Origin of the sequence: Chitinimonas sp. BJYL2 (genome assembly GCF_027257935.1) — a bacterium.
Classification (GTDB): Bacteria; Pseudomonadota; Gammaproteobacteria; order Burkholderiales; family Chitinimonadaceae; genus Chitinimonas.
This window is the reverse complement of sequence record NZ_JANZKW010000003.1, coordinates 159,415-185,276: the sequence shown is the minus strand read 5'-3', so window position 1 is coordinate 185,276 and position 25,862 is coordinate 159,415. Positions and strand designations below refer to the sequence as shown.

General features: G+C 53.0%; 32 protein-coding genes and 1 tRNA gene. 22 read left to right on the top strand and 11 right to left on the bottom strand.

Annotated features, from left to right (window positions below; genetic code table 11):
- The first annotated feature begins 2 nt into the window (after positions 1 to 2).
- The 20 genes from O9X62_RS10740 to O9X62_RS10645 all read left to right on the top strand — a co-directional run bounded on the left by O9X62_RS10740 (position 3) and on the right by O9X62_RS10645 (position 17,090).
- Positions 3 to 617: a hypothetical protein gene (locus tag O9X62_RS10740; protein WP_269532853.1), complete on the top strand. Its 615-nt coding sequence runs from the start codon at positions 3 to 5 to the stop codon at positions 615 to 617.
- A 557-nt stretch (positions 618 to 1,174) separates the two neighbouring features.
- Positions 1,175 to 1,537, top strand: a complete 363-nt coding sequence (locus O9X62_RS10735; protein ID WP_269532852.1) for a cupin domain-containing protein — start codon at positions 1,175 to 1,177, stop codon at positions 1,535 to 1,537.
- 142 nt (positions 1,538 to 1,679) lie between these two features.
- A complete protein-coding gene (locus O9X62_RS10730; RefSeq protein WP_269532851.1) occupies positions 1,680 to 2,195 on the top strand; it encodes a hypothetical protein in 516 nt (171 codons plus the stop codon).
- A 534-nt stretch (positions 2,196 to 2,729) separates the two neighbouring features.
- Positions 2,730 to 3,293: a hypothetical protein gene (locus O9X62_RS10725; RefSeq protein WP_269532850.1), complete on the top strand. Its 564-nt coding sequence runs from the start codon at positions 2,730 to 2,732 to the stop codon at positions 3,291 to 3,293.
- A gap of 107 nt (positions 3,294 to 3,400) precedes the next feature.
- Positions 3,401 to 3,832, top strand: a complete 432-nt coding sequence (locus O9X62_RS10720; protein ID WP_269532849.1) for a hypothetical protein — start codon at positions 3,401 to 3,403, stop codon at positions 3,830 to 3,832.
- A 1,098-nt stretch (positions 3,833 to 4,930) separates the two neighbouring features.
- Positions 4,931 to 5,554 (top strand): DUF3885 domain-containing protein, encoded by a 624-nt coding sequence (locus O9X62_RS10715; protein ID WP_269532848.1) that lies wholly within the window; start codon positions 4,931 to 4,933, stop codon positions 5,552 to 5,554.
- 98 nt (positions 5,555 to 5,652) lie between these two features.
- Positions 5,653 to 6,165: a hypothetical protein gene (locus O9X62_RS10710; protein WP_269532847.1), complete on the top strand. Its 513-nt coding sequence runs from the start codon at positions 5,653 to 5,655 to the stop codon at positions 6,163 to 6,165.
- A gap of 48 nt (positions 6,166 to 6,213) precedes the next feature.
- A complete protein-coding gene (locus O9X62_RS10705) occupies positions 6,214 to 6,750 on the top strand; it encodes a DUF4844 domain-containing protein (protein ID WP_269532846.1) in 537 nt (178 codons plus the stop codon).
- Between the two features lie 98 nt (positions 6,751 to 6,848).
- Positions 6,849 to 7,181, top strand: a complete 333-nt coding sequence (locus tag O9X62_RS10700) for a hypothetical protein (RefSeq protein WP_269532845.1) — start codon at positions 6,849 to 6,851, stop codon at positions 7,179 to 7,181.
- Between the two features lie 130 nt (positions 7,182 to 7,311).
- Positions 7,312 to 7,671: a DUF6794 domain-containing protein gene (locus O9X62_RS10695; protein WP_269532844.1), complete on the top strand. Its 360-nt coding sequence runs from the start codon at positions 7,312 to 7,314 to the stop codon at positions 7,669 to 7,671.
- 111 nt (positions 7,672 to 7,782) lie between these two features.
- Positions 7,783 to 8,262: a hypothetical protein gene (locus O9X62_RS10690; protein ID WP_269532843.1), complete on the top strand. Its 480-nt coding sequence runs from the start codon at positions 7,783 to 7,785 to the stop codon at positions 8,260 to 8,262.
- A gap of 109 nt (positions 8,263 to 8,371) precedes the next feature.
- Positions 8,372 to 8,809 carry a T6SS immunity protein Tdi1 domain-containing protein gene (locus O9X62_RS10685; protein ID WP_269532842.1) on the top strand — a complete coding sequence of 146 codons (438 nt, stop codon included), beginning with the start codon at positions 8,372 to 8,374 and terminating at the stop codon, positions 8,807 to 8,809.
- A gap of 662 nt (positions 8,810 to 9,471) precedes the next feature.
- A complete protein-coding gene (locus O9X62_RS10680; protein WP_269532841.1) occupies positions 9,472 to 9,828 on the top strand; it encodes a hypothetical protein in 357 nt (118 codons plus the stop codon).
- A 145-nt stretch (positions 9,829 to 9,973) separates the two neighbouring features.
- Positions 9,974 to 10,339, top strand: coding sequence for an ankyrin repeat domain-containing protein (locus O9X62_RS10675; protein WP_269532840.1), 366 nt, complete (start codon positions 9,974 to 9,976; stop codon positions 10,337 to 10,339).
- A 116-nt stretch (positions 10,340 to 10,455) separates the two neighbouring features.
- Entirely contained in the window at positions 10,456 to 10,842 is a 387-nt protein-coding gene (locus O9X62_RS10670; protein WP_269532839.1) for a hypothetical protein, read from the top strand.
- 1,733 nt (positions 10,843 to 12,575) lie between these two features.
- Positions 12,576 to 12,920 (top strand): hypothetical protein, encoded by a 345-nt coding sequence (locus O9X62_RS10665; protein ID WP_269532838.1) that lies wholly within the window; start codon positions 12,576 to 12,578, stop codon positions 12,918 to 12,920.
- A gap of 178 nt (positions 12,921 to 13,098) precedes the next feature.
- Positions 13,099 to 13,449 (top strand): hypothetical protein, encoded by a 351-nt coding sequence (locus O9X62_RS10660; RefSeq protein ID WP_269532837.1) that lies wholly within the window; start codon positions 13,099 to 13,101, stop codon positions 13,447 to 13,449.
- A 98-nt stretch (positions 13,450 to 13,547) separates the two neighbouring features.
- Positions 13,548 to 14,345 carry a hypothetical protein gene (locus tag O9X62_RS10655; RefSeq protein WP_269532836.1) on the top strand — a complete coding sequence of 266 codons (798 nt, stop codon included), beginning with the start codon at positions 13,548 to 13,550 and terminating at the stop codon, positions 14,343 to 14,345.
- A 377-nt stretch (positions 14,346 to 14,722) separates the two neighbouring features.
- Positions 14,723 to 15,820: a hypothetical protein gene (locus O9X62_RS10650; RefSeq protein ID WP_269532835.1), complete on the top strand. Its 1,098-nt coding sequence runs from the start codon at positions 14,723 to 14,725 to the stop codon at positions 15,818 to 15,820.
- 208 nt (positions 15,821 to 16,028) lie between these two features.
- A complete protein-coding gene (locus O9X62_RS10645; protein ID WP_269532834.1) occupies positions 16,029 to 17,090 on the top strand; it encodes a site-specific integrase in 1,062 nt (353 codons plus the stop codon).
- 26 nt (positions 17,091 to 17,116) lie between these two features.
- On the opposite strand, the gene O9X62_RS10640 is transcribed toward O9X62_RS10645, so the two are convergent.
- Positions 17,117 to 17,192 (bottom strand) — tRNA-Thr (locus O9X62_RS10640).
- A gap of 25 nt (positions 17,193 to 17,217) precedes the next feature.
- Positions 17,218 to 18,243 (bottom strand): CDP-6-deoxy-delta-3,4-glucoseen reductase, encoded by a 1,026-nt coding sequence (locus tag O9X62_RS10635; RefSeq protein ID WP_269532833.1) that lies wholly within the window; start codon positions 18,241 to 18,243, stop codon positions 17,218 to 17,220.
- A 42-nt stretch (positions 18,244 to 18,285) separates the two neighbouring features.
- Between O9X62_RS10635 and O9X62_RS10630 the strand changes: the two genes are divergently transcribed.
- Positions 18,286 to 19,209 (top strand): SDR family oxidoreductase, encoded by a 924-nt coding sequence (locus O9X62_RS10630; protein WP_269532831.1) that lies wholly within the window; start codon positions 18,286 to 18,288, stop codon positions 19,207 to 19,209.
- On the opposite strand, the gene O9X62_RS10625 is transcribed toward O9X62_RS10630, so the two are convergent.
- The 6 genes from O9X62_RS10625 to O9X62_RS10600 all read right to left on the bottom strand — a co-directional run bounded on the left by O9X62_RS10625 (position 19,163) and on the right by O9X62_RS10600 (position 23,803).
- Entirely contained in the window at positions 19,163 to 19,945 is a 783-nt protein-coding gene (locus O9X62_RS10625) for a flagellar brake protein (RefSeq protein WP_269532829.1), read from the bottom strand. The genes O9X62_RS10630 and O9X62_RS10625 overlap by 47 nt on opposite strands.
- Positions 19,946 to 20,041: 96 nt before the next feature.
- Positions 20,042 to 20,557: an SCO family protein gene (locus O9X62_RS10620; RefSeq protein ID WP_308446461.1), complete on the bottom strand. Its 516-nt coding sequence runs from the start codon at positions 20,555 to 20,557 to the stop codon at positions 20,042 to 20,044.
- 77 nt (positions 20,558 to 20,634) lie between these two features.
- The gene (cyoE, locus tag O9X62_RS10615) at positions 20,635 to 21,546 is read right to left on the bottom strand and encodes a heme o synthase (RefSeq protein ID WP_269532827.1); all 912 of its coding nucleotides are present in this window, start codon (positions 21,544 to 21,546) and stop codon (positions 20,635 to 20,637) included.
- Positions 21,547 to 21,578: 32 nt separating this feature from the next.
- Positions 21,579 to 22,550 (bottom strand): heme A synthase, encoded by a 972-nt coding sequence (locus tag O9X62_RS10610; RefSeq protein WP_269532826.1) that lies wholly within the window; start codon positions 22,548 to 22,550, stop codon positions 21,579 to 21,581.
- Positions 22,551 to 22,553: 3 nt separating this feature from the next.
- Positions 22,554 to 23,126, bottom strand: coding sequence for a cytochrome C oxidase subunit I (locus O9X62_RS10605; RefSeq protein WP_269532824.1), 573 nt, complete (start codon positions 23,124 to 23,126; stop codon positions 22,554 to 22,556).
- Positions 23,123 to 23,803, bottom strand: a complete 681-nt coding sequence (locus O9X62_RS10600; protein ID WP_269532823.1) for an SURF1 family protein — start codon at positions 23,801 to 23,803, stop codon at positions 23,123 to 23,125. The genes O9X62_RS10605 and O9X62_RS10600 overlap by 4 nt, the downstream gene beginning before the upstream one ends.
- A 68-nt stretch (positions 23,804 to 23,871) precedes the next feature.
- On the opposite strand from O9X62_RS10600, the gene O9X62_RS10595 reads away from it, so the two are divergent.
- Positions 23,872 to 24,072, top strand: coding sequence for a twin transmembrane helix small protein (locus tag O9X62_RS10595; protein WP_269532822.1), 201 nt, complete (start codon positions 23,872 to 23,874; stop codon positions 24,070 to 24,072).
- A 133-nt stretch (positions 24,073 to 24,205) separates the two neighbouring features.
- Here O9X62_RS10595 and O9X62_RS10590 read toward each other — a convergent pair whose 3' ends face one another.
- Genes O9X62_RS10590 through O9X62_RS10580 form a run of 3 tightly spaced genes read right to left on the bottom strand, consistent with a single transcriptional unit; the run spans position 24,206 to position 25,858 of the window.
- Positions 24,206 to 25,057: a cytochrome c oxidase subunit 3 gene (locus O9X62_RS10590; protein ID WP_269532821.1), complete on the bottom strand. Its 852-nt coding sequence runs from the start codon at positions 25,055 to 25,057 to the stop codon at positions 24,206 to 24,208.
- A gap of 27 nt (positions 25,058 to 25,084) precedes the next feature.
- Complete coding sequence (locus tag O9X62_RS10585) at positions 25,085 to 25,312, bottom strand: DUF2970 domain-containing protein (RefSeq protein WP_269532820.1); 228 nt, start codon at positions 25,310 to 25,312, stop codon at positions 25,085 to 25,087.
- Positions 25,313 to 25,858: a cytochrome c oxidase assembly protein gene (locus O9X62_RS10580; protein WP_269532819.1), complete on the bottom strand. Its 546-nt coding sequence runs from the start codon at positions 25,856 to 25,858 to the stop codon at positions 25,313 to 25,315. It lies immediately after the preceding gene.
- Positions 25,859 to 25,862: the final 4 nt, after the last annotated feature.

Genomic DNA, 25,862 nt, shown 5'->3' with positions numbered 1-25,862 from the left:
TCATGAAAATTGCCGCGCACATCAAATCATCTTTGGATGCCAGTGATGCAAGAGAGCTGGATAAGGCCATGTTATTCGCATGTTTGGCTGTGGATGGCACAGCCAAAAGATCGTATCCGGACATTCCCCAAACAGGACGACGTTTCAAGCAATTCATCACTGACAATATCGATATAATTGAGTTGATGTTTGGCGGCATAAATCTAAGAGAAACAAACTTTCCCTTCAAAAATAGCAAGGGTGTCGTTGGTGTAAAATTTGAAGACATAATTTATGAAAAAATTCGATGCACTCTGGCACACGGGGATGAGTTGCCCGATGGATACGAGATAGTTATCAAAATCGCAGAAGGTATACACCAATTCGAAATTGATATTGAGCATCAATATATGACCCTGCCCGAGACAGTAATATATGCCTTAGGACTAGCTTGCGTTCTTGCCCCGGTCAATGCAGATCAGAAGATCGGCATTGATAGTTATCACTATCGCGATTCAATTAACATTTTTCCTATTGATCGCTGGTGGGGGAAACAGGACTGCGCTAGGCAGATAATGGACTTTGAACGAGCAGTTAAAGTGCACATTGATTTTTCCAATGTTTGGCCAGCCCCATAATCCGTGCCTAACCTTTCAGTCAACCTGACCGCCCAAAGCTGCGCTTTGGGTTCCCTCCATGCCTCCGGCATTCCGGCGGCAGGTTACTTCCAACGTTAGAGCCCATGCACACTACCCGCGTACCAGCTTCAAACTGTCAGTCCAATTGCCCAAGATGCAGATTGCCGACAGACTTTCTCATGTTTGAAAGCGGGCCCGGTGGTGACTTTGCAACTTACGTTGGCAATTCCACGGGCAACTTATATCGCCTAGATCTTGGCCAAATTTTTCATCTAAATAAATCAATGGAAGAATTGCTAGCCCCACTAAATTTTCAAGAACCTTCTGGCTATCGAAAGGTACCTGAATCACTCAAGTGCAAAATATGCGGCAATGAATTTTCTGCGCTTGGCATTTCATACAGCGGCGAGCAGTTCGTAAATGCATTTCTCATTTAACTTTCAGGGCTCTAACCTTTCGGTCAACGTGACGGCCCAAAGCTACGCTTTGGGTTCCCTCCATGCCTGCGGCATTCCGGCCGCACGTTACCTCCAACGTTAGAGCCTCTGTTCTCGCCCATGGAATTTCTCACTGATCAGCAGTTCAAGGTGCTCGCTAATCCTGGCGTCACATCTACTCAACTTCTCTCTCCACACAACTCTCTTTCTGAGCGTGTAACCATCACCAGAGTGGTCGTTGAGCCGGGTCACACTCAACCCCGGCATCTTCACGAATCATCTGAGCAAATCTGGATCGCCATCTCCGGCAGTGGCACATTGCTGCTAGAAAGCGAAAACACCTTGGAAATTCACGAAGGTCAGGTTGTTAGGTTTGCTGACGGAGATATGCACGGGTTCACTAACTCTGGAAGCAGCCCATTCGTTTATATCTCGGTTACGTCACCACCCATTAATTTTTCCTACGCATATAAAGGTGCCTAGGTAATCATAAATAAATGCGGCTCTAACCTTTCAGTCAACCTGACCGCCCAAAGCTGCGCTTTGGGTTCCCTCCATGCCTCCGGCATTCCGGCGGCAGGTTACTTCCAACGTTAGCCATCTTTTGACACCTGCGTTCTCATATATGAAATCACTCATTCTTTTCCTCTTATGCACGCTCTCGTCTTTTGCTGATGCCGAGATCATATCCCTGCCGGATTCTGGGGTCTCTTTTGATGCTCCCAGCGGCTTTACAACGCTTTCTCCGAGTGAGCTTGCTTTAAAATATCCATCCAATAGAGCCCCTCGCTTTGCCATTGGCAACACTCGGAGAACGACGAGCATAGCCTATGACATAAAAATCAACTCACTACCACCTGACAAGCTCAATGAAGCAAAAGATGCATTCGAGCACATATTCAACCGCATAATCCCAGGCATTGAATGGAGAGATCGATCCATTGTGCGCCTAAAGAATAGGGACTGGATAAGGCTTGAACTTACCTCGCGAGCAATTGATACGGATATTCACAATATTATGCTCATTACTCCCTACAGAAACGGGTCACTAATATTTAACTTCAACTCCACAAAGAGTGAGTTCCCTTTAATTAAGGATGAACTATTGAAAAGCATTGAATCCATATCGATAGATGGCTAACCTTTCAGTCAACCTGACCGCCCAAAGCTGCGCTTTGGGTTCCCTCCATGCCTCCGGCATTCCGGCGGCAGGTTACTCCCAACGTTAGGTTTATTGGAACGCGCATCACCAATGGACGGTTTAGTGCCAATATTTCTTGCAGTCACAGTCGCACTTACAGCGCTCAACTTTGCGCTGTTAGCCTATGCACTGTTTAAACTGCTAACACGCTCGGCTGTGACAGTCAGTACCTTCAACACGTATTTATTACTTACGGCCCTATCAGCAGCTTTAGTAATCTCTTCGTTATTCTTGGCAAGCACCGGTATGGGGTTCTTCACTAGCCTAGTAAATTTTCTCATCACACTAGGCTGGCTACTCTCTCTTTTAGTTGCATACAAAAATGCAAAAGTTAAATTGGTTAAATAAACCTAACCTTTCGGTCAACGTGACGGCCCAAAGCTGCGCTTTGGGTTCCCTCCATGCCTGCGGCATTCCGGCCGCACGTTACCTCCAACGTTAGCCGCCAATCATCAACTCGGAACCATGTGCTCAATGAAATCACTTGATCTCCTCTTTCCATATGTAGTGCCATCTAGCTGGGTTGAAAATATCGGCGTCAACTCCCTCATCTCTTGGCGAATCTCGGACGACGTTCATGTCACTCTCGTCTTTGACGCAAATGGTGCCGTAATGAATGCGCGCCCCGCAGACCTTGATGCCCTAAATGTAAGTGAGGAAGAAGCATTTGATATTGCGACCCAAAATCTTACAAAAGCCTGGGAACGAGAAGAGTTCGACATTGGATCGGCCACGCTGCTTGATGGTGTGCAAATTGGGTACGCCCGTGGAAATTGGATGGCGCCCGCCGCGGGGTTAATCCTCGGGGGGTTTTATGGGGCACTAAACCATCAATTTGGGTGTACCGATTTCGCGGCAGTCGCCCCAAATCAAGAGTGTCTATTCGCTTTTCCAACAGATGAACTAACACTTGCCTCTAAGTCATTACGTCTCGCCATCGACGATGAGTTTGAAGGTCATCCAAAGCCCATTTCACGCCAATGGCTTTTACTCAATGGACAATGGCCGCGGCAATTCCCGAGTACGCAGCTCTTCTAGCATGGCGGCTAACCTTTCAGTCAACCTGACTGCCCAAAGCTGCGCTTTGGGTTCCCTCCGTTGCTGCGCAACTCCGGCAGCAGGTTACTTCCAACGTTAAGCATCGAATGAACCTACTCTATTTGCTCAATCTAGCCCTGAAAAGCGATGAAGTTATTGAGGTGCTCGAAGATTACAACATCACTGTCGTATATGATTTTGATAGGTTCCGAGAAAATAGCCCTGATCTGTATTGGGCATCATCAGCTGATGCTGGTTTCGAGCTACGATTCAACGAGAGGCAAGTCTTAGATACAATATTTATGTACGCCTCACCCCGTCATAGCTTCAACTCCGTTGCATCAGGAATCGAAGGTGTGCCCTGTTTTAATTCATTCGAAGCTGCTACAGAAGGATTTAAGCGAATGGGCATTGCTTATGAAGCTGCGCCCGAGGGTAATGACTGGATAAAAGGCGACTTTAACGCCTACCAGGTTCATTATGAATTTTGCCATGACGGAGCGCTTGGCTTGGTTACCATAATGGCTACCAATGCTTAACCTTTCGGTCAACGTGACAGCCCAAAGCTGCGCTTTGGGTTCCCTCCGCTGCTTCGCAGCTCCGGCTGCACGTTACCTCCAACGTTAGAGCTCTGGATTTTGCCAAACTCAATCGTCATTCTCCGAACAAACATGCCATATAGCATTGAGTACGAATCGATGCTTCTGCGCATTTGCAAACAGGACATTTCACTATTCTGTGCGGCGGGAGAGTTTTCGGATCAATGGGAAGAGGCAATGGACTATCTGGTAATCATAGAATCTGAGCACTACCCAAATAAATTTATCGCAACCACTAGCCATAGAAATGAACCATTTGAAGACGTTGTAAATATGGCTAGAAATTGGAATGTTAAAAATGGGCCAGCAAGTCTTCAAATTGTCGAGCTCTAACCTTTCAGTCAACCGGACCGCCCAAAGCTGCGCTTTGGGTTCCCGGCGCGCCTTCGGCACCCCGGCGGCCCGTTACTTCCAACGTTAGGTATCTCTGTGAAATTGTTGCAATCCGTTAGCGCCGAGAAACAAGACGCAATAAATTTGCAGTTCCCTGAGCTGCGCGCAATTAAAGAGAACGATCCGAACTCCATGAATCGAGTCGCGATATCGGTCTTTGATCACTGGCTCAGGGACGAGAGCGAATGGCATTTACTTGATTGTTACGACGGCAAGGAAAGAGAAAGCAGAGACAGGAAATTTCTGTCCCACTGGCAAGCCATATTTGAATCGACCGAAGTTTATACACTTAGATATCGCGGCCGATGGCCACGAAAGTCAAAATTAGTGATAAAACAATACGCGGACAAACATGGTTTCTTAACCCAATGCAAATTCGATCCTCGCCGCGCTCCTAGCCAATTGGTCATACTGCCGGAATTTGATTGCGTCTATGCAGCCTCCTGGGATGACACAAATGTTGTGTACTTTAACTCTAGGGAAAAGGCAGATTCGATAATTGGCTTAGCTAAGATCCAAGGACTACATTGCCTTGAATTCGATACCTAACCTTTCGGTCAACGTGACAGCCCAAAGCTGCGCTTTGGGTTCCCTCCGCTGCTTCGCAGCTCCGGCTGCACGTTACCTCCAACGTTAGAGGTTTCAGTGCCCCTGCAAACCAAAATTCATACAGCCTTTCATGGGAAGCTATTTCTTAGGCCTTTGTTCTACAGTTATCCAAACGGCCTGAGATTTGAACTTTCCGAGAATGGATCATTTATCGATATGTTCTTGTGTGCCATGCAAAAGGCACAAGTAATAATCCGAGATATTTTCCCTGACGAATCAAAAATCACTGTATGCCTACGCTTCTGGAGCAGCGGCAGTCGAGCAGAGTTCAAGCGTATTGCCAAAGAACTTAATTCCCTTGAGTTAAAGGTTCCGACTCAGCGAGAAATATGGGCAGAACTGAATGACGACAGAGACTACGATGATGAAGATGGCGAGAGCTATTGGATTAATATCGCGTTCCATGCGAATCCAGATCAGTTATCAAAACTTCTATGGTGTGCACTTGCAGTAGACTTGGGCTCTATTAGGCCCAAACTGGGCTGTTTGGTTTACTTTATCAACTTAGAGTCGGAGCTAGCCGCTTTCCCCTACGATGATCGCGGAATGGATGTAATAGGAAACAGTCTGGAAAAATTGCTATTTCTCTACCAGAAGCACAACAATTACTTGCTGGATCACGACCGAGAGCAAATGTGTGATCAATTCAAAAACCTCTAACCTTTCAGTCAACTGGACAGCCCAAAGCTTCGCTTTGGGTTCCCTCCGCTGCTTCGCAGCTCCGGCTGCCAGTTACTTCCAACGTTAGAACTTTGAACATGGGCAATGTCATCAGTCCAATCCCTGCAAAGCCGTTGCGAATGATACTAATCTTCGCAATCGCATTAGTAATTGGCGCTGCTACTCACCTACGCCCTCAAGCGCCTGCTCGCATTACATACGTTTCAACAGTTTCGTTCACTCATTACCAGAAGGGCCGGCAAGCTGGCCAAGCTCTATCCCAACAGGGAATACGGCAAATATTTGCAAGAAAGTATCCTAATCACCCGATGTTTTTTGCAACTCCCGCCCAGGTTCATGAACGTCTAGTGCGGCTTGAAAAATTGTCAAAAAAATACCGCTTCGATATTGTTCACCAACCAGATTCTGACGTAATTACAGGCACGGAAAGCTTTTTAACCGGAATTAATGATCAAATGCTGATCGAAATTCTGACGAGTCATCCTGATTTCAAGCAAGATCAGCGATTAAATCCCGACTTGTATGAGATTAACTTTTCCACCCAATTCGGTGACATATCGGTGCTTAATGATGCACGAAAAACGTTCTAACCTTTCAGTCAACCTGACTGCCCAAAGCTGCGCTTTGGGTTCCCTCCGTTGCTGCGCAACTCCGGCAGCAGGTTACTTCCAACGTTAGGTGCTTCCAAATTGAGGCTCTTTGCTCTGAAAATTATTGTTGGCCTATTGGTTATCTTTAGCCTTGTAATCACAGCGGGCCTCACCGGTATCACATTTACCCTCTGGCCAACATCTATCAGTGACCACGAACTAGACATTTCGACAGTCACGATAGATAAGTTGAAAAAGCTACGACTTGAGCGAAAGTTCGATGCTGATCAAGCTAAATTCTATTTCGGAGCCCCAAATGAATTAGCTCGTGCTGCAGCCCAATCTTCGGTTGATGCAGTTATTGATACCCTGTTACAAACTTTGCCAAGCAACCCGAGGCGTGCCCTAGTACTCCAAACCTTTAAATCGGCGCTCGCGAACTTCCACTCAGCAGAGTCAGAGGAACGTGACCGGTTGTTGCAGTACTTTGAGCAAATCATGATCATTGTGGGCATAGAAAACTCAGGTGAGCTGTTCAATGTATGGCGCTATGGCTTTCCATATGGCTGGTTCCTACGCACCTAACCTTTCAGTCAACCTGACCGCCCAAAGCTGCGCTTTGGGTTCCCTCCATGCCTCCGGCATTCCGGCGGCAGGTTACCTCCAACGTTAGCCAACACTCCATGCGCAAACTTCTCACATTTATCACGCTTGCTCTAATCGCTCTAATAGGCCGCACAGAGAATACTCAGCAGGCTGCAGAGGCACCCACTGTTTGGCTGCTGATCGCTCAAGATCATTACATCTTTAATGGAAAAATAATCAAAGGAAAATCTGGGCTCGTCGCCGCGCTCAAATCCTTTCCTCATAAGGATAAAATAGCTCTCGGCTATACCGAATTCACCAACAAAACAAATAATTTCAAAGCAATTGAAGCTATGGCTGCCGATGCAAAAGATGCCATGTTTGAAGTAGGCATTCAACGAGCTGGTGAAGTAAAAAATGAAATATTTTAGCCCCAGTCAACAATTTAAATTGGAGTTGGCTAACCTTTCAGTCAACCTGACTGCCCAAAGCTGCGCTTTGGGTTCCCTCCGTTGCTGCGCAACTCCGGCAGCAGGTTACTTCCAACGTTAGCCTTTCCCCATGCGCCGCGAACAATGCATCTCATTAATTTTGGCCATTACATGGCTCAGTAGTTCGTTGCTGATCATAGGTGCTGAGCCTGAAGTACTTGGCCCAGACAAATGGCCTGAGAATATTGATGTCGCGGCTGATATGTTTATTTCTCGTCTTCCAAGCAAGGATCAGGAGCTAATACGCGTAACCAAGAAAAATGACTTGGTTCAGTACCATCACGGCTGGGGAACCAGCATCCGCAACGAATACGGGCTTTGGCGAGGGAATCAGAAATTGATCATGTCTGCTTGCGGTGGAAATCTCTGCCATCCAGACGACGCATCAATGAACATCATCGAGACGGTATGGCAAAGGTTGCAAAAATGAACTGGCACCAGGCTAACCTTTCGGTCAACGTGACAGCCCAAAGCTGCGCTTTGGGTTCCCTCCGCTGCTTCGCAGCTCCGGCTGCACGTTACCTCCAACGTTAGGCAAGTCATGAGCCGCATCTCATTTCTGAGTTTAGTATTTGCATGGGTTGCAATACCGTCTTGTGTATTCGCTACAGAACCACTTCATGATGGGTTTTCATATCAGGGCCGAACAGGCAATATCTTTCCAGATAAATGCTGCTGGATGGAATTACCCGCATCGCAGAGACTCACTGAGATTCGTCAAGGAGAGCAATGCAGTGCCCTGGGTGGTCCTGTGGGTGAGTTCGAGTATTCAAATGGCAAGCTATGGCTTACTGAGTTGCGTCGCTGCGGCGGAAAAATCCCTTTGGCAGAGGTTTACCCTAAAACGCGTGAATCAATTTTTGCAAATTGGCTAACTGGAAAATTTAACGCACGGATTGGCCACATGTGTCGCGATGCGAATTTCAAATCAATTTATGAAAGTGAAATTGAGTTAACCGTTAAAGATGGCGTGGTTACTTCACTCGTCGAGAGTAAAAATGACAGATCCCTGTGCAAATAACTTGCCTAACCTTTCGGTCAACGTGACAGCCCAAAGCTCCGCTTTGGGTTCCCTCCGCTGCTTCGCAGCTCCGGCTGCACGTTACCTCCAACGTTAGGTGCTACGAGTAATGTCGGCCATTGAAGCAATAAATGAGTCCTGGGGCTGGATTGGCATCGAAGCTGAAGAGATTGTCGGAGAGAATGACTTCGGCAATCTTCTTATCCGTGATAAGAACGGCAAATATTGGCGGCTATGCCCTGAAGATGCATATTGTGAGGTTGTTGCTCAAGACCGTCGTGAACTTGATGCAATATCTGCCAATCAAGAATTCTTAGCTGACTGGTATATGTCTAATCTAGTTAGCCAAGCAAAAGAGAAACTAGGCCCATTGTTGCCGGGTCGGAAGTACCACCTTGCAATCCCTAGTCCATTAGGTGGCGCATATAGCGCAGAGAATATGCGTGCAGTTCCTCAGATTGAACAAATTCGCTTCTCCGGCGACATCGCACGGCAAATCAGTACGCTGCCGGATGGGTGTCAAATTGAGTTGAAAGTGCTCAAATGAAGATCGCACCTAACCTTTCGGTCAACGTGACGGCCCAAAGCTGCGCTTTGGGTTCCCTCCACGCCTGCGGCGTTCCGGCCGCACGTTACCTCCAACGTTAGGCCCAGCATCCCAGCCGCCATGTGGAACTACTTATTATTTTCCCCAGTAGCTCTCTCACTCGTGTTCCTTGCCATAAAGCTCACGCGCGATGAGGGCAAAGTATCAAGTTCACACGCAGGCTCACTCACTATCGCGCTATGGTTCATATCGTGGCTTCTAGTTGTAGGGCCTATATACGCCAAGTCTTCAATTGGCTTGCCCGATGCGTTTGTTCTACAGCGTGAGGTTGGCTACTGGGCTGGGAGCGCCTTATTCGTTTCCTTGCCATTCATCGCTGTCTTCGCGGTAAGTAAAGCATTGCTCTCTACTGGTTGGCCGCAGTCAGCCAAGCGAGTTGTCGCCTTGTCTGTAGCTACACTGGCCTGGCTCTTTACTCCTGGGTTGTTCTTTATCGGATGGATCATGGGCTGCGTCATGCTCGGGTATCGGTCATGCTTGTAGTCGCGGCAGGGCCTAACCTTTCGGTCAACGTGACGGCCCAAAGCTGCGCTTTGGGTTCCCTCCACGCCTGCGGCGTTCCGGCCGCACGTTACCTCCAACGTTAGGCCGCAGACACACACATGGATACTCTGCTGTTCTGGACCATAGTTCTCGGCGGTCCCGCTTGTGCCGCTCTCGCGCTAGCCGATGCCTCGCGCACAGGGCAGTTCACTTGGGCCAATGTCTCCGTGCTAATTGTTCCACCAGCCCTCTTCATTGCCACCGCGCTTGTCGCCGGGTCACAAGACGCCGGCCTTGGCTTGATGCTCTGGCCGGTCGCTGTGTTCCTCGTCTCCGCCTACGGCCTGGCGCTCAAGGTATTTATCGTCGACCGTGCTCTTCGTGCTCCGTTCCTCTTCACAAGTCGTGTCTGGCTTGTAACTGCGTCTTCGGCGTCCGTCATATTTGGCTTCGCAGCGCCACCATGGATGAAGTAGCCCTCCGCATGTCGCCACTCCAAGGAACGTTCGCCGTGCCGCCTAACCTTTCGGTCAACGTGACGGCCCAAAGCTGCGCTTTGGGTTCCCTCCATGCCTGCGGCATTCCGGCCGCACGTTACCTCCAACGTTCGGCGTCTTGAGCATGCCCATCACCACCGTCACCGCACTGAACGAGACTGATGATCAAAGCCGGTCAGATCTTCATTGGCATTGTTTCTACTCAAACACTGCCGCTGTCCGCGCATGCATTGCAAACGGATATAACGTAAACGCTCAAGATCAGAGTGGTTACACACCGCTCATGTGTTTGGTGAAAGTGCACAACAGTAAACTTCTCCGGCAGCGTAAACGGATGTTTCGCTACCTCATTGCTGCTGGCGCCGATATCACTTTGACTGACAATGTCGGCGCAAGTCTTAAAGACCATATTCGGCATGATCAGCGCGGTAACTTCAGAGCCTTTGTCCGCTCTGAAATTTCCCGCATCACTCGTACTAAAAAATCATGAGCACTTGCCCAGCCGCCGAACACTGCGCTCAGCCGGACAGCCCAAAGCTGCGCTTTGGGTTCCCTACGCTGCTTCGCAGCTCCGGCTGCCGGCTAGCTCCACGTTAGGGGCTCTTAATGTCCGTAGAGTTGTGCAATGTCCAAGGCGAGAAGTTTCGGTTTTCAACCATTGGGTGGGCATTTTATTTGAACTTGGCCGCCATCTATTATGGCTGGGATAAGGTCGGGACATTGCCACCCAAAGAATGGGGAGAGACGGATGGTAATTGGGAGGGAGCCTATGACTGGAATGCAGGACAAATCGTAGCCCAACAAGATAGCTTCAATCTATCCGTTGCCTTAGAAAGTTATTTGGCAGATCCAAACGGGAAGGTAACAGCTAAAGAATTGGCAACGGGCTTAAGCGAGGCAATTGGTATAGAAGTCTCTGCGGACGAAAATGACGATGAATACATCGCCTCTTTTATTAAGTTTGCCCGGCTGGGGGATTTTCAAATATGGTAGCCCCTAACCTTTCGGTCAACGTGACAGCCCAAAGCTGCGCTTTGGGTCCCCTCCGCTGCTTCGCAGCTCCGGCTGCACGTTACCTCCAACGTTAGAGCTAATCGATGCAATCACGGTATCTAAGATTTGCGGTTTTTAGTTTGCTCTGTTCGTGGGCAACTCTGTTCTTGCTCTACTTCGTGGGTCATTTACGTTGGGACAACCGGATACTGTGGCTACCACCAGCATTAATGGTTTTCTCTTTCTTTTTTGCCCTGGCTAGCTGGGACTATGAAGAGAGACGCTTACCGCTAGTTCTTACTGCCCTACTGGCATTCATCAGTCTGCCGATTTATATTACTGGTTACATTTTCCTTTTCCGCTACTCAATTCCAGCCGGCTAGCAAAAATACACTCACACATCCTGCTTCAAATTGAGTTTATTAATTAACCACTTCCGCAGCAGCCGACTTTATATTTTTATGCCCCATAAAATTATCATCGCATTCAACCCTAATCCGAACAGCCACCTAGGTCCAGGTAGATAACATTGACACAACGCTCTAACCTTTCGGTCAACGTGACAGCCCAAAGCTGCGCTTTGGGTTCCCTCCGCTGCTACGCAGCTCCGGCTGCACGTTACCTCCAACGTTCGGTTTTCTCCGGCACATGCGCATATCTCAGAATAAAATCACCCAGTCGCGCACATGCTTCTCTTAGCCAATCATGAAGATCAGCCCTTACAAACACTATTTACTTATGATCTGGCTGCCAATTGCCTTGTTTTTTAGCATTGCCTTGCCGATTATCCTCACAGAGATAGCTCACCCAGCTTTTACAATTCTCATATTCTTTCTGATTCACGGGTTCACTTTTGTCTACGCCAAAAGGATCATCTGCCCACAATGTAAGACTCCAGTCGGCGCAAAAGGGCACCGTCCTTATTCCATATATATCAGTCACTTGTGTCCTTGTTGCAACTATGACCTAACAATTATTCCGCCCCCAGCACCGAAAATAGACGATGGACGTTCCGTCCGCATTCGGCCGGATGAGAAATAATCTATACATACATATTCCTAACTTCATGCGTATAAAAAACCTAACCTTTCAGTCAACATGGACAGCCCAAAGCTACGCTTTGGGTTCCCTCCGCTGCTGCGCAGCTCCGGCTGCCAGTTACTTCCAACGTTAGAGCTAATCGATGCAATCACGGTATCTAAGATTTGTGGTTTTTAGTTTGCTCTGTTCGTTGGCAACTCTGTTCTTGCTCTACTTCGTGGGTCATTTACGGTGGGACAACCGGATACTGTGGCTACCACCAGCATTAATGGTTTTCTCTTTCTTTTTTGCCCTGGCTAGCTGGGACTATGAAGAGAGACGCTTACCGCTAGTTCTTACTGCCCTACTGGCATTCATCAGTCTGCCGATTTATATTACTGGTTACATTTTCCTTTTCCGCTACTCAATTCCAGCCGGCTAGCAAAAATACACTCACACATCCTGCTTCAAATTGAGTTTATTAATTAACTACTTCCGTAGCAGCCGACTTTATATTTTTATGCCCCATAAAATTATCATCGCATTCAACCCTAATCCGAACAGCCACCTAGGTCCAGGTAGATAACATTGACACAACGCTCTAACCTTTCGGTCAACGTGACAGCCCAAAGCTGCGCTTTGGGTTCCCTCCGCTGCTTCGCAGCTCCGGCTGCACGTTACCTCCAACGTTAGAAATTGCCGATCACCGACGCATGCAGACCTTGCAAATGATTACCGACACTCGCTCTGGGCTTGTTCAGATCAGTGAGATTGGGCTTAAGCTAGACATACCCTTGCTACGTGACGCGGTACTTGACGAAGTACACAAGTGCATCATCATTCTGTACGGTCAGTACCCTGAAATACATATCGACGCGTATTCGTTAGAAACTAATTTCAGCCAAGAAATTACGGTGAATTCAGATGCAATTCCACAGCATCTAGTTCAATCCAATGACAAAGCAGTATCCGTGGTTTGCGCAATGGACGATGCTGACTATAAATTCAAAATTGATCACCAAAACCTGAAACTTTGCGCTCCTAAGCGAACTTATTAAGTCAGGGGAAAAAATTTCTAACCTTTCAGTCAACCTGACCGCCCAAAGCTGCGCTTTGGGTTCCCTCCATGCCTCCGGCATTCCGGCGGCAGGTTACTTCTAACGTTAGGGCTTACTGCCATCCAAACCATGCTCTGCTTCTAATTAGCAACCCCAAGCAAACCGAAAGGTATAGAAAATGCAAAATTTTAGATCAAAATTAACCTGCCAAATTTCAGCTTTATCCTCAACAATTTTCCTTTCTTTGGCGCCCACAGTTGTTTTTGCAGACTGTGCGTCAAACTGGGATATTTATGATGCAATGAAGTGCGAGGCCATTGAGGCATGCAAAAAGAATCCCCCTAAGGTCGAGCTAAAAGGAAAAGCCATTCAGGAGTTCTGCGAATGCCATGCGGCCTCGAATACAAGCATTAAGAGCCAGAAGCTAATGGGCATTATTAGTGATAAAGAAATGGAAAAAATGAATGCGGACGCCATTAAAGAATGTGCGCAGGAGAATAATGGGCAAGTTTCGCCAGAAAAGCCCTAACCTTTCGGTCAACGTGACAGCCCAAAGCTGCGCTTTGGGTTCCCTCCGCTGCTTCGCAGCTCCGGCTGCACGTTACCTCCAACGTTAGGCGTCATACATTGACTTCCGCCCCTGAAAAGGAGTTTGGAAAACTCTCCGTAGAACAGTTTCGCGCCTTCGTGAAGGAGCTACCCGAGATTCGTTCTCAGTTTGCAGAGTTACCTAGGCTCGTTCACACCAAGACCAAAGAAGAGGTAGATGCGCTACTCGGGGATAACTTTGTTTGGTCAGCGGCATATGAATGGTCGTTTCTTGAAACGCTTGCTTGTCTTCTAGTCGCACTTGGCAAAGCGGCGGACTTGGCAAAGTGGGCTGAGTCTAACGACCCCACCCAAGCGCTCATTGATGACATGCACTTGGATGAACCGTCTGAGTGGTCATGCCCATTCGGTGGAATCTTTACCAAAGCCCAAGTTATAGGGCTGTCCGCTATTCTGCAACGAAATATCCAGTCTTTGATGATCCACCATCGGTCAATCAACGCGCTGGTAGCAGAGGTAAAGGCATGTGACGCAAACTGGCAAGAGCCATTCTTCAACGCAGTCCGTATCGACCGTTCAGTCCTGACTTGCCCTACCTTCGCGTTGCGGCTCACTCGGGCCGAGCTGGAAAAAGACCGGCACTTTTTCTTGCGGCTGCGATCCGCCATCAAGGGGCCCAGCCAGAAACACTGGCAGTCTTATCAAGACCTCCGGTTTGTCTTTGTCATGCTTCGTGAGATGGGGTTCGATCGCCTCTCCGACAAGCAAATGGAAAGGCTGCTGATTCACGAGCTACAGCTTTATCCCGACACGCCGACAGCGCTCCGCAACCTTCGCAAGCAGTTCCACGCTTCACGAAACTTTTCCACCACCTGAAATCGCATTTTCAGGTGGTCGATCCCGATTGGGCTGATCCATAGATTCCGTATCCGTTCCGGCAAGCCACACAGGCATGGTCGGCAGCTCCGAAAGGAACGGATATGTCTCAGTCCCACAAGCAGGGCGACCAAGGCCCGCACAGCTCCGCTGTTAGACCAACCGCCGAACCCACCCTTTACGCCCGCACCGCGCGCCCAGCGCGGGTGGACGTCGCGGGTGGGTCGGCGGAACCGCGAAGCGAGGATGCGCCGCCTAGTAACACAGCATCCTCAAACTGCAATCTAGATGCTCTGCCTTACTTCAAACCTCTGAGATGGGGTGTCGATAGCCTGTATCTGTCCTTTCCGGGACAGCTCTCCAGCAATACCGAGTGGTTGCTGACTGAGCTGAAGAAGCTCGCCCAGTCCGGCGATCCTAGCCAGCAAGCCAAAGCCCAGTTGCCGTTGTCGGGCCATGTGTTCGAGGTGAAGGACAAGGGCGCGTCGATGTCTCCCTTCATTCTTGATGACGCGGCATTCCGGATTCAACTCGCCAAGCCGAGCAAGACGCTTCCCATGGCCTATGCCAAGGTCGCAGCGGCCTTTCTAGCGCATCGCCCGCCCCAGGACGCGGAAGCCCACCTACAGGGGCTGCTGGCCCAGTTAGGCGACCTGCATGAGCGGCCCAATGTGAGCCGGATCGATTTGTTCGTCGATTTCGTGTCGTCGGTCGATATGGAAAGCTGGGGTCGGCAGGCATGGGTGACACGCGCTAACTCGGTCAACGCCTACTCGGTCGCTGGGGCGTTCTCAGGCTGGTCGATTGGGGTGGGTGGCTCGATGGGCTGTCGGCTCTATAACAAGTCGCTGGAGCATGCACAAAACGGCAAGGACTATCTGTTGCCTTTATGGGCGGAAGCAGGCCGCAAGGAAGGTGAAACGGTGTGGCGGCTGGAGTTCGAGTTCAAGCGTGAGTCGCTGACGCTCAAGGGGCTGAGCAAACTCGAACAGGTGCTTGCTAATCTGAACGGTCTTTGGAGTTATGCCACCACCGAGTGGCTAAAGCTGACCGAGCCAAATCCCGCCGATAGCACTCGTAGTCGCTGGCCAGTGCATCCGCTCTGGAGCCATTTGGCTTCGGTGGATTGGGAAACCCAAGGCGGACCATTGGCGAACAGCTACCCCGATACCCGAGCGCCCAGTGATGAGCGTCTGTTCTCCACCGGGCTCAGTACGCTCGTGTCCTATATGGCCCGCGAGCACATCGACGACCTGTACCAAGGCAATGAGCAATTCATTACCGATCTGTACCGCTTCCACGATGCCAAGAGTGCGCGGCTAGGGATGTCGTTCGATGAGTACATCACCGGGAAGCTGGCCTCCAAACGGCGGCTGTTCAATACGGACCTGAACGATCCGGGGTTGATTGAGCGGCTCGAAGCTGAGCGCGTCAGGAAGGCGACGCAGCAGTACCGCAAGGACAGCGGGGGCTAACCATGGACGAAACCAGTCTGCCCTTGCCGCCTGCTCGGTGTCTGTCGAAGGAGGAAGCCGCTCGCTATCTTGGTGTCGGTGTGACTTTGCTGACCGAGCTGGATGTGCCGTTCGTCAAATTGGGTCGGCGTTGCGTCTATGACGTGATTGACCTTGATGGTTGGCTTGACGACTATAAGCAGCGAGGGCGGGCCGGAAAGGAGACTTTATGGCCCGTGAAACCGGCATCTACCAGCGGCCAGACTCACGCTACTGGTGGATCAATGCCACGCTCCCCAATGGGAAGCGCATACGCCAAAGCGCTGGGACTGAACACCGGGAAGAGGCGGAAGCCCTGTTAGCCAAGCTCACGCTGGATGCTTACAGGGAAGCGCATTTCGGGATCAAGGCACCGCGCTCTTGGCAGGAAGCGGTGGTTCGCTACCTCACATTGAAATCGCAGTTGAAGAGTTTGCGGGATATCCAACGAGTTTTCCGCCAACTTCATCCTCACTTCGGCACCTTGATGTTGCACGAGATCAATGGCGACATGATCTGGTCGGTGGTGCAGAGAATGATGAAGAAGGGGAACTCGCCGGCAACCATCAATCGCTGCTTAGCAACCATTCGCAGTCTCTTGCGGATGGCACGCGATGAATGGCAGTGGGTTGATCACATCCCGCATATTCGACTCCTGCCGGGTGAGGTAGAGCGCGATCGGTGGTTGTCGCAGGAAGAGGCGGATCGGCTGATTGCCGAATGCCCGCCCCATCTGGCGGCCATTGTCCGGTTTGCACTGGCAACGGGGTGTCGCGCCAGAGAGATTACCGGCTTGGAATGGAGCCGGGTCGATCTGCAACGCGGTACCGCGTGGCTGAACCAGACCAAAAATGGCACGCCGAGAGGCGTCCCACTTAACCGCGATGCTTTGGATGTACTGAGCAGCGTTCTCGGTCAGCACGACCGCTATTGCTTTACTTATGCGGGCCAGCCCATACGGTGGCAGATATCGAACAACGCGTGGGAGAAGGCATTGAAGCGAGCGGGGATTGAGGACTTCCGGTTCCATGATTTACGCCACACCTGGGCGTCATGGCACCGGCAAGCGGGTACCAGCTGTGACGAGCTAAAGGACTTGGGTGGATGGAAGTCGAGAACGATGGTGGATCGTTATGCCAAGTTTTCGACGGACAATTTGACCCATGCGGCAGCACGGATTGAGCGGCGACGAGGTAGTAACGTGGTGGACTTTGTCACGTTTTCGTCACGGCAGAATGGAACAAAGGCCTAGCCCGTAGGCTAAGCCTTTGTTTATTTTGGTGCCGACTATCCGAATCGAACGGATGACCTGCTGATTACAAGGCAGCTGCTCTACCAACTGAGCTAAGTCGGCCAAGGGGGCGGATTATACCTAGGCCTTACGCTTTTCCCAAATCCCGCGAAAGAAAAAATGCGTCCGAAAAGAATTCATCGCTCGGAAGACCGCGGCCGGTAAAGCTGCCGTGGGCCGCTTCGACCATGACGGGGGCGCCACAGGCATAGACCTGGTAGCCGGAAAGATCAGCAAAATCGTGCAGTACGGCCTCATGGACAAAGCCGGTCCGGCCCTGCCAGGCGTCCTCGGGGCGCGGTTCGGACAGCACCGGTATGAAGGTGAAGTTCGGGTGATCCACTTGCCATTGGCTGGGCAACTCGGGCATGTAAAGGTCACTCAGCGAGCGGCAGCCCCAGTAGAGCACCATCTCCCGCTGTATACCCTTGCGGATGGCGAACTCGACAATGCTCTTGATCGGGGCAAAGCCGGTACCACTGGCCAGGAAGATGATGGGCTTGTCCGAATCCTCACGCAGGAAGAAGGAACCCAGCGGACCGGTAAAGCGCAGGATTTCGCGTTCACGCATCGAGTTGTGCACATACTCCGAGAACGCACCGCCCGGCACGAGGCGTACATGCAGCTGCAGGTACTCATCATCGTAAGGCGGGTTGGCCAGCGAGAAGCTGCGCTTCTTGCCATCCTTGGTGTGAATGTCGATGTACTGACCCGCGAGGAACTGCAGGCGCTCGTTCGTTGGCAGCTTGAGCGAGAGCACCGCCACATCATCGGAAGCACGGTCGATCTTCTCGACCCGGCAAGGCAGGGTGCGGATCTGGATATCCTTGGTGGCCTGCACCTCGCGACACTCGATAGTCACATCAGTGATCGGCTCAGCACAGCAGAACAGGGCCAGACCTTGCGCTTCCTCGGTCTTGTTCAATGCCGAGCCGGAGTGCTCACGATGGCGGACCTCGCCGCCAAGCACCTTCCCCTTGCACGCGCCGCAGGCGCCATTGCGGCAACCGTAGGGCATGTTGAAGCCTGCGCGCATGGCGGCATCCAGGATGGTTTCACCCTCATTGACGATGACCTGCTGCTTACCGGGTTCGATATGGAGATGCTTGGACATGGGCTTTCCTGCCTGCGCGCTGACGCGATTACAATCGGGCTCATGCGCAAGAAAAGACTTTTGATTGTGGGTTGCGGCGACGTGCTGACCCGGGCGTTGCCGTGGCTGACCCGCCGTTTCAAGGTGTATGCCCTGTGCCGCCACGCCGTCCGGGCTGCCGAACTGCGGGCTTGCGGCGTCACGCCCATACTGGCCGATCTGGACCACCCCCGCACCTTGGCCCGGCTGAGCGGGCTCGGAGAGTACATCCTCCTGAGTGCACCGCCACCCAATCAGGGGATCGGCGACCCTCGCAGCCAACACCTTGCCGCCACCCTGGCGAAGGCCGCGATTCTACCACGCAGGCTTTGCTACATCAGTACGAGCGGGGTGTATGGCGACTGCGGAGGGGCGCTGATCGACGAAACCCGGCCGCTCCAACCGGAGTCCGAGCGTGCTCGCCGGCGTGTGGCGGCGGAGCATCTCTGGCGTGACTTCGGACGTCGCCATCGTACGGGTACGGTCATCCTGCGCGCACCGGGCATCTATGCCGACAACCGCCTCCCCGTGGCGCGACTACAAGCTGGCACGCCAGCCCTACGGGCGGAGGACGATGGCTACAGCAACCATATCCATGCCGACGATCTGGCCAGAGCATGCGGTCTGGCCCTGTTCCGCACGAGCGGGGGGCGCGTACACCATGTCGTCGATGACTGTATGTGGACGATGGGAGAGTGGTTTGACCGGGTAGCGGATGCAGCAGGTCTGCCCCGGCCACCGAGGCTAGACAGGGATACACTGCGGGCACAGGTATCGCCGATGTTGTGGTCTTTCATGCGGGAATCGCGACGACTGCGCAATACGCGCATGAAACAGGAGTTGCGCTTGCGCTTGCAGCACCCCACCCCTGAGCGGGTGCTCGGTGGCTTAGCGGGCGAGGCTACTGACGCAACAACTGGTGCTGTTCGCGCTCCAGCTGGGCAATGAAGCGTTGCAGGACATTCTCGACTTGCCGCGGCAGGTCGACAAAACGCGTACCCACCATGGTCTGCACAGTGCCATCGCGGCGAGTGACCTGACGCTTGCTGCGGATTTCCAGCGTGATTTCCACCACGCCGAAACTGCCGAGATCGACGCGACAACCCGGAAACACATCCAGCTGCTCCAGCTCTACCGCACCGGACATCCACAAGCCCATACCGCCGATCGACACATCGTGCAGCGGCAACTCCAGCACCTTGCCATTAGGGTGCTGCATCTTGCAGATCAGCGGCTTGCCGATGGGGGTATTGAGCCGGAAGTACTCGCGTCGCTGCAACTTGATCAGATCGCTGGGGAAGTTCGCCACAAAGGCAGGGCGATCATCATGCGTGTCTTCACGGACCGAGCCGGAAATCACGAACTGGACGCGCACCCCCTCGGGAGCAGCCACAAACACGATATGGTCAGTACGTAGCAAGGCACGGTTGATGGCATCGACCGCACTCAGGTCGAACCAGAACTTCTGCGCCTTGGTATCGCTCGCCAGAATGGCGGAGAGGTAGGAAAACTGGCCGTGATCAAAATACACGGAGATCAGTTCCGGCTTCTGCGCCAGGGAGCGCAGGACGTAACCGATCTCGACGGGGGTATGCAGCAAATAGTTGCTGACATCCACCCCTTCGGGGATCAGTTCTATCGTGTCCTCAGCTGCTCGCGGGGAAGTGTTTTCCGGTTCTGCCACGGCTTATCGATATTCTGGGTCGAAAATACTGAATCATTTTGCCATAGGCGAAGCCTAGGCCGCTTCAGCAATGTTTTATCCACAGGCCACAGTCCGCTACAGGACTGCGCCTTCGTCGAGCAGCAGACCAATGTCATGCGAAAAGGTCTTCGCGCCTGCACCGTAGCTCACGAGGAGCCGCAGTTTACCTGCCTTGTCGAGAATATAGCTGCCAGAACTGTGATCGACGCTGTAATTTGTGGGATCCGATCCACTGCGCTGGTAAACGATCTTGAACTTGTCCGCCGCACTGCGCACCTCAGCCACGTTACCGGTCAGCCCTAGGAACGAAGGATTGAACGCCGGTACGTACTGACTCAGTAGCGCCTGGGTATCCCGTTCGGGATCAACCGTTACGAACAAAACCTGTACGTCAGCAGCCCTGGGGCCCAGTTGTTTCATGGTTGCCGCCAGTTCACTCATGGTGGTGGGGCACACATCGGGGCAATGGGTATAGCCAAAAAACAGCACCACGACCTTGCCCTTGAAATCGGTCAGCGCACGCGGTCGTCCATCATGGCCCATCAGGCGGAAATCGCCGCCGATGGCGGCGCCCGTGATGTCAGTCGCCATGAAGCTCGCTTGCGGAGCCTGACCACACCCTGCCAGCGCAAGTGCAGCCAGCGCGGCAATCAACCAGTTGCGTCGTGTCATGTCAGTGGCACCATCAAATAGTGATCAATCAGCAATGCCGCAAACAGCAGTGACAGATACAGGATCGAGAAGCGGAAGGTGGTGCGTGCCAGCTCATCCGTATAGGCGCGCCATATGCGCCACGCGTAGTAGATGAACACGGCGTTCAGCACAATCGCCGAGAACAGATAGATCAGTCCGCCCATGCCGGTTGCCACCGGCAGTAGCGTCACCGCGGCGAGCAGCAAGGTGTAGAGGAACACATGCAGGCGCGTGAAGGTTTCGCCATGGGTGATCGGCAACATGGGCAGACCAGAGCGGGCGTAGTCATCTCGGCGATACAGCGCCAAAGCCCAGAAGTGTGGGGGCGTCCAAGCAAAGATGATCAGGAACAAGATCAGCGCATCATGGCCCACGGTACCCGTCACGGCGGCCCAGCCGAGGATGGGCGGCATGGCGCCCGAAGCACCGCCAATCACGATGTTCTGCGGCGTATTGGGCTTGAGGATCACCGTATAGATGATCGCGTAACCCACAAAGGTTGCCAGGGTTAGCCACATCGTCAGGGTGTTGACCCACGCATACAGCAACCATAGGCCCACACCACCCACCAGCGAGGCAAACACCAGCGTTTCGGCGTTGCTGAGCTGGCCGCGTGGCAAAGGACGCGCGCGGGTGCGCGCCATCAGCGCATCGATCTTCTGCTCGACCAGGCAGTTGATCGCCGCCGCCGCACCCGCGACGAGCCCGATGCCGATGGTGGCAGCGATCACGGGTACCAATGGCGGAAGGTCCTTGGTGGCGAGGAACATCCCGATCACCGCACAAAAGACGATCAGGGCGACCACGCGGGGTTTGGTCAGGGCAAGAAACTCACGCAGTCTGGACCGTAGTCCCGTTGCGGGTTTGGCAACCGTAGTGGCAGTCATGTGACCTCCTGCAAAAGCGCGTTGCGCAGCATTCAACGCTGAGCCAAGCGGTAATTGAGCGCAACCATCAGGCTGAGCAGGAATGCGGCACCGGCATTGTGCGCAACGGCCACGGGTAAAGGCAGATGGAAGACTACATTGCTGATACCCAGCGCCAATTGCATGAACAACGCGGCCGCAACGGCGAGCGACAGGCTGCGCAAGACATTTTGCGCATACAAGCGCCATGCCAGCCAGCCAACGTAAAGCAGTGTAATCAGTGCGCCAACGCGATGCAGCCAGTGGATGGCCGTCAGGTTCGCCATGCTGAGGAGATTACCTTCAGGCGTTTCACCCAAATCACGCATCACATGGAAGGCATGCTGGAAATCCATCTGGGGCACCAGCGCCCCTTGGCACGTGGGGAAGTCGGTACAGACAACCGCCGCATAGTTGGTACTTACCCAGCCACCCAGAATGATCTGTGCGCCCACAATGGCCAAACCCAGCAAAGCAAGACCGCGAAAACGGAAGGCGGCCTCACCCACGCCAGACCAACTGCGCTGACGCATCATCAACCACACCAGCAGGGAGAGTAGCAACATGCCCCCGATCAGATGGGCAGTGACAATGGCGGGCTTGAGCAACATGGTCACCGTCCATGCACCCAGCGCACCCTGAAAGCAGACCACGAATACATTACCCACCGCCAATAGTGGGGACTGGCCAAGCTGACGTCGCTGCTTTACGGCCACTGCCGCGATGATCAGGATCAGCAAGCCCAGACCGGTGGCAAAGTAGCGATGCACCATCTCCTTCCAGGCCTTGCGCATGCTGACCGGCCCATGCGGATCAGACGCGTGCGCAGCCGTGATCTCCTCCGCTGCATGCAGCGGGGTCACCTTGCCATAACAGCCAGGCCAGTCCGGACACCCCAGACCCGCATCTGACAAACGCACGAAGGCACCCAGAACAATCAGACCAAAGGTCCAGATAACAGCAAGGACAACCAGTTTGCGGAACATGACTTAGCCGATGTTGACGTTGTTTTTAAGGAACTTGGCGATCTCGCGAATCACCTTCACACCATCTGCACTGCGCGGATAACGGATCACCTGGTTACCCAGCGGATCAATCAGGTAGATACCGGCATTCACATCGCCAGGCAAGGGCACGGCCTCCGCACCGATACGATGGATGGTGGCGCCATCCGCCGCACTTACCGCCGCTGAAGAGGGCATACCCTCACCGCGCACCAGCCAGAGTCGGGTGACGCGCTCCATTTCCTTGCCCTGCCCCAAGCGGAACTGGCGCATGGCAAACAGGGCATCCATGCAGGACTTGGCGCAGGTGACATCGTCGCTCATGACCAGCACCCACTTGCCTTTGAAATCTGCCAATCCGGCTGGCTTGCCTTCCAGCGTCTGCTGGGGGAATGCCGGAACCGGCTTGACCTCCAGCAACTCGCCATAGGTACGACCGCCCTGAGGCTTCCAGAAGTAGTAGGTCAAGTACGATGCCAGAATCGGGGCGGCGCACACGGCCACCAGCAGCAACAGCATCCAGCGCTGTTTGCCGGGCTTGGTTGGGTTCTCGGTCATTTACGGGACTTCCAATGCAAAAATACAAAAAGCACGATGGCCAGGGCGGCAAACAAGAACCACTGCCCGGCGTACGCGTAATGCTTGTCCGCCCCAGCATCCGGTGCGGGCCAGTCGCGATTCAGGGTATCGTTGCCCTCAAGCTGAAAGGCCAAGGCGGGCACAGGGCTGACGCCAAGCAGGGTGCGGTAGCGTGTCCAGTCGAGATTTTGCCAGACTGCACCGCTGACCTGCGCTGACGACAACGTGACATACCGTTGCTGCGGCGACTGCAGCCTGACCACGACACGCGCCGGCGCTTGCGGTAATGCCGCTTCCGGCTGCGTGCCCTGCACCCTCGGAAGCCAGCCGCGATTGACCACCATCACGCGGCCATCCGCCAGCCGCAAGGGGCTAAGTACGTGATAACCGGGCCTGCCGAGATGTATCCGGTTATCGAGATATATCTGTGCTGTCGGTAGCCAAGTGCCTTCCAGCTCGTAGCGGCGTCCCCATACGTCCACACCCAGTTCGCCCTGCCACGCTGTGACGGGCAGTCGATCTTGCTGGGCAAGGCGTGCTGCCAGCTCGGTCTTGCGTTCGCCGCGACCGAACTGCCACAGGCCCAGACCAATGGTCAGCGCGACAAGCAGCACGGTAGCAAGGGCAACCAGCGGGTGGGGGCGGTGAAATGGCATGAACAGAACTGGCAATGGGAGGCGGCGGGCGTCTACACTCTCGGCCTGTCCACACTGTGATGCAGGCCATGAAAATCGTTGTCGTGCTGTTTCTGATCGCCATTCTTGTCTCGCTGGGTACCGCATTGTTCTCGCTGATGCGGAACAAGGAGGCCTCCAACAAGACCGTCAAGGCACTGACCTTACGGGTCGCGCTGTCTGTCAGCCTGTTCATCCTGCTGATGATTGCTTACAAGATGGGCTGGATACAGCCACATGGCGTGAGCTGATACAAAGCTGCAGCGCTGACTGTGGACCCTGCGCGAGCCGCCTGGTTCCAGCACGGTGTAAGTTTACCGGCGGCAGAAAAACGAAAATGGTGCAGCTCTCGCTGCACCATTTTTTTGGCCTTGGCCTTATCGATCAGAGCCAGTAGACAAAGACAAACAGAATCAACCAGACCACGTCAACGAAGTGCCAGTACCAGGCAGCGGCTTCAAAGGCGAAATGGTGCTCGGCCGTGAAGTGACCCTTCAGCGAGCGGAAGTACATTACCGCCAGCATCAACGCACCAATGAACACGTGCATGCCGTGAAAACCGGTCATCAGGTAGAAGGTGGCGCCATAAACACCCGAGGAAAGGGTCAGGCCCAGGTCACCCCAAGCGTGCATGTATTCATAAACCTGCAAGCCAAGGAACAGCGCACCCAAAGCCACCGTCGCCAGCAGCCACAGCTTGAGCTGGCCACGATTGCCCTTCATCAAGCCCCAGTGAGCCAAGGTAAGGGTAACGCCGGAGGTCAACAGGATCAGGGTGTTCCAGGCGGGCAGGCCCCATGCGCCCATGACCGAATAGGGCTCGGCACCGTTGGGGGCAACCGACTTGGGCCACATGGCATTGAACTCAGGCCACAGGATCTTGTGCTCAACATTACCCAGCTCGGGCACGGAGATCATGCGCACATAGAACAGGGTGCCGAAGAAGGCAGCAAAGAACATCACTTCCGAGAAAATGAACCAGCCCATCCCCCAGCGGAAGGAAATATCCACACGCTTGGAATAAACGCCACCCTCGGACTCGCGAATCACATCACCGAACCAACCGAACAGCATGTACAGCAGAATGGCAAAGCCAATTGCCAGCGCATAGCTACCCGCGCTGACCGCATTGACCGCCAATGCTGCGCCCAGACCAATGAAGAACAGGGCAAAAGAACCAACCAAGGGCCACTTGGATGGGGCTGGAACGAAATAATCGGGTTGGTGGGTTGCCATTATATGTCTGCTCCCTGAGGAATCTGCCTAGCTGCCACTGCTGCTGATAATGCTTCGCACCAACGTCAGCAGGCCGAAAATGAATATCGCTGCGCAAATCAATGCTGCCAAAATGATCTGTACCGGTCGCAGCTTGGCCAGATCATTCTTTGAATCCTTGCCTGCCCGTATCCCCGAGAAGGCAGACAGAACAGCGCCTACCGCCTTCAGCGGGTTCAAGCTTGTCCTGTTGCGGTCTTCATGGTTATCGGCCACTCAAGTACCCTGCTTTACTGCGCCTTCAACTTCAAAAAAGCTGTAGGACAAGGTGATCGTTTCAATCTGCTCGGGCATGGTGCCATCCAGAACAAACACCACCGGCATACGCCGTGTTTCGCCCGGCTGGAACGTCTGCTGCTTGAAACAGAAGCAATCAAGCTTCTTGAAGTGCTCACCAGCGATCGCCGGGCCATAGCTTGGTACTGCCTGACCCACCATCACGCGGTTACTGGTGTTGGTTACCTCATACACGACCTGCGCCATCTGGCCGGGATGCACAACCAGACGGTTTTGCTCCGGCTTGAAGCGCCAAGGCAGGTCGCCACGCAGATTGGCATCGAACTCCACCGTGATCTGACGTGCCGTATTGACCTGGGTATTGGTCACTTCATCGGCCTTGAAAAGATTATTGATACCAGTCACCTGGCAAATCTTTTCGTAAAACGGCACCAACGCATAACCGAAGGCAAACATGCCGATGGCAATGACGATGAGCTTGGTCAACAACTTGCGGTTGTCGGCCTGTACCTGTTCCTGCTGCATACCG

Excerpts from the sequence above, each read along its gene's own strand:
- O9X62_RS10740 (WP_269532853.1), top strand. The coding sequence starts at position 3 with ATGAAAATTGCCGCGCACATCAAATCATCTTTGGATGCCAGTGATGCA.
- O9X62_RS10735 (WP_269532852.1), top strand. The coding sequence starts at position 1,175 with ATGGAATTTCTCACTGATCAGCAGTTCAAGGTGCTCGCTAATCCTGGC.
- O9X62_RS10730 (WP_269532851.1), top strand. The coding sequence starts at position 1,680 with ATGAAATCACTCATTCTTTTCCTCTTATGCACGCTCTCGTCTTTTGCT.
- O9X62_RS10725 (WP_269532850.1), top strand. The coding sequence starts at position 2,730 with ATGAAATCACTTGATCTCCTCTTTCCATATGTAGTGCCATCTAGCTGG.
- O9X62_RS10720 (WP_269532849.1), top strand. The coding sequence starts at position 3,401 with ATGAACCTACTCTATTTGCTCAATCTAGCCCTGAAAAGCGATGAAGTT.
- O9X62_RS10710 (WP_269532847.1), top strand. The coding sequence starts at position 5,653 with ATGGGCAATGTCATCAGTCCAATCCCTGCAAAGCCGTTGCGAATGATA.
- O9X62_RS10700 (WP_269532845.1), top strand. The coding sequence starts at position 6,849 with ATGCGCAAACTTCTCACATTTATCACGCTTGCTCTAATCGCTCTAATA.
- O9X62_RS10695 (WP_269532844.1), top strand. The coding sequence starts at position 7,312 with ATGCGCCGCGAACAATGCATCTCATTAATTTTGGCCATTACATGGCTC.
- O9X62_RS10690 (WP_269532843.1), top strand. The coding sequence starts at position 7,783 with ATGAGCCGCATCTCATTTCTGAGTTTAGTATTTGCATGGGTTGCAATA.
- O9X62_RS10685 (WP_269532842.1), top strand. The coding sequence starts at position 8,372 with ATGTCGGCCATTGAAGCAATAAATGAGTCCTGGGGCTGGATTGGCATC.
- O9X62_RS10680 (WP_269532841.1), top strand. The coding sequence starts at position 9,472 with ATGGATACTCTGCTGTTCTGGACCATAGTTCTCGGCGGTCCCGCTTGT.
- O9X62_RS10675 (WP_269532840.1), top strand. The coding sequence starts at position 9,974 with ATGCCCATCACCACCGTCACCGCACTGAACGAGACTGATGATCAAAGC.
- O9X62_RS10670 (WP_269532839.1), top strand. The coding sequence starts at position 10,456 with ATGTCCGTAGAGTTGTGCAATGTCCAAGGCGAGAAGTTTCGGTTTTCA.
- O9X62_RS10665 (WP_269532838.1), top strand. The coding sequence starts at position 12,576 with ATGCAGACCTTGCAAATGATTACCGACACTCGCTCTGGGCTTGTTCAG.
- O9X62_RS10660 (WP_269532837.1), top strand. The coding sequence starts at position 13,099 with ATGCAAAATTTTAGATCAAAATTAACCTGCCAAATTTCAGCTTTATCC.
- O9X62_RS10645 (WP_269532834.1), top strand. The coding sequence starts at position 16,029 with ATGGCCCGTGAAACCGGCATCTACCAGCGGCCAGACTCACGCTACTGG.
- O9X62_RS10635 (WP_269532833.1), bottom strand. The coding sequence starts at position 18,243 with ATGTCCAAGCATCTCCATATCGAACCCGGTAAGCAGCAGGTCATCGTC.
- O9X62_RS10630 (WP_269532831.1), top strand. The coding sequence starts at position 18,286 with ATGCGCAAGAAAAGACTTTTGATTGTGGGTTGCGGCGACGTGCTGACC.
- O9X62_RS10620 (WP_308446461.1), bottom strand. The coding sequence starts at position 20,557 with ATGGCGACTGACATCACGGGCGCCGCCATCGGCGGCGATTTCCGCCTG.
- cyoE (WP_269532827.1), bottom strand. The coding sequence starts at position 21,546 with ATGACTGCCACTACGGTTGCCAAACCCGCAACGGGACTACGGTCCAGA.
- O9X62_RS10610 (WP_269532826.1), bottom strand. The coding sequence starts at position 22,550 with ATGTTCCGCAAACTGGTTGTCCTTGCTGTTATCTGGACCTTTGGTCTG.
- O9X62_RS10605 (WP_269532824.1), bottom strand. The coding sequence starts at position 23,126 with ATGACCGAGAACCCAACCAAGCCCGGCAAACAGCGCTGGATGCTGTTG.
- O9X62_RS10600 (WP_269532823.1), bottom strand. The coding sequence starts at position 23,803 with ATGCCATTTCACCGCCCCCACCCGCTGGTTGCCCTTGCTACCGTGCTG.
- O9X62_RS10595 (WP_269532822.1), top strand. The coding sequence starts at position 23,872 with ATGAAAATCGTTGTCGTGCTGTTTCTGATCGCCATTCTTGTCTCGCTG.
- O9X62_RS10590 (WP_269532821.1), bottom strand. The coding sequence starts at position 25,057 with ATGGCAACCCACCAACCCGATTATTTCGTTCCAGCCCCATCCAAGTGG.
- O9X62_RS10580 (WP_269532819.1), bottom strand. The coding sequence starts at position 25,858 with ATGCAGCAGGAACAGGTACAGGCCGACAACCGCAAGTTGTTGACCAAG.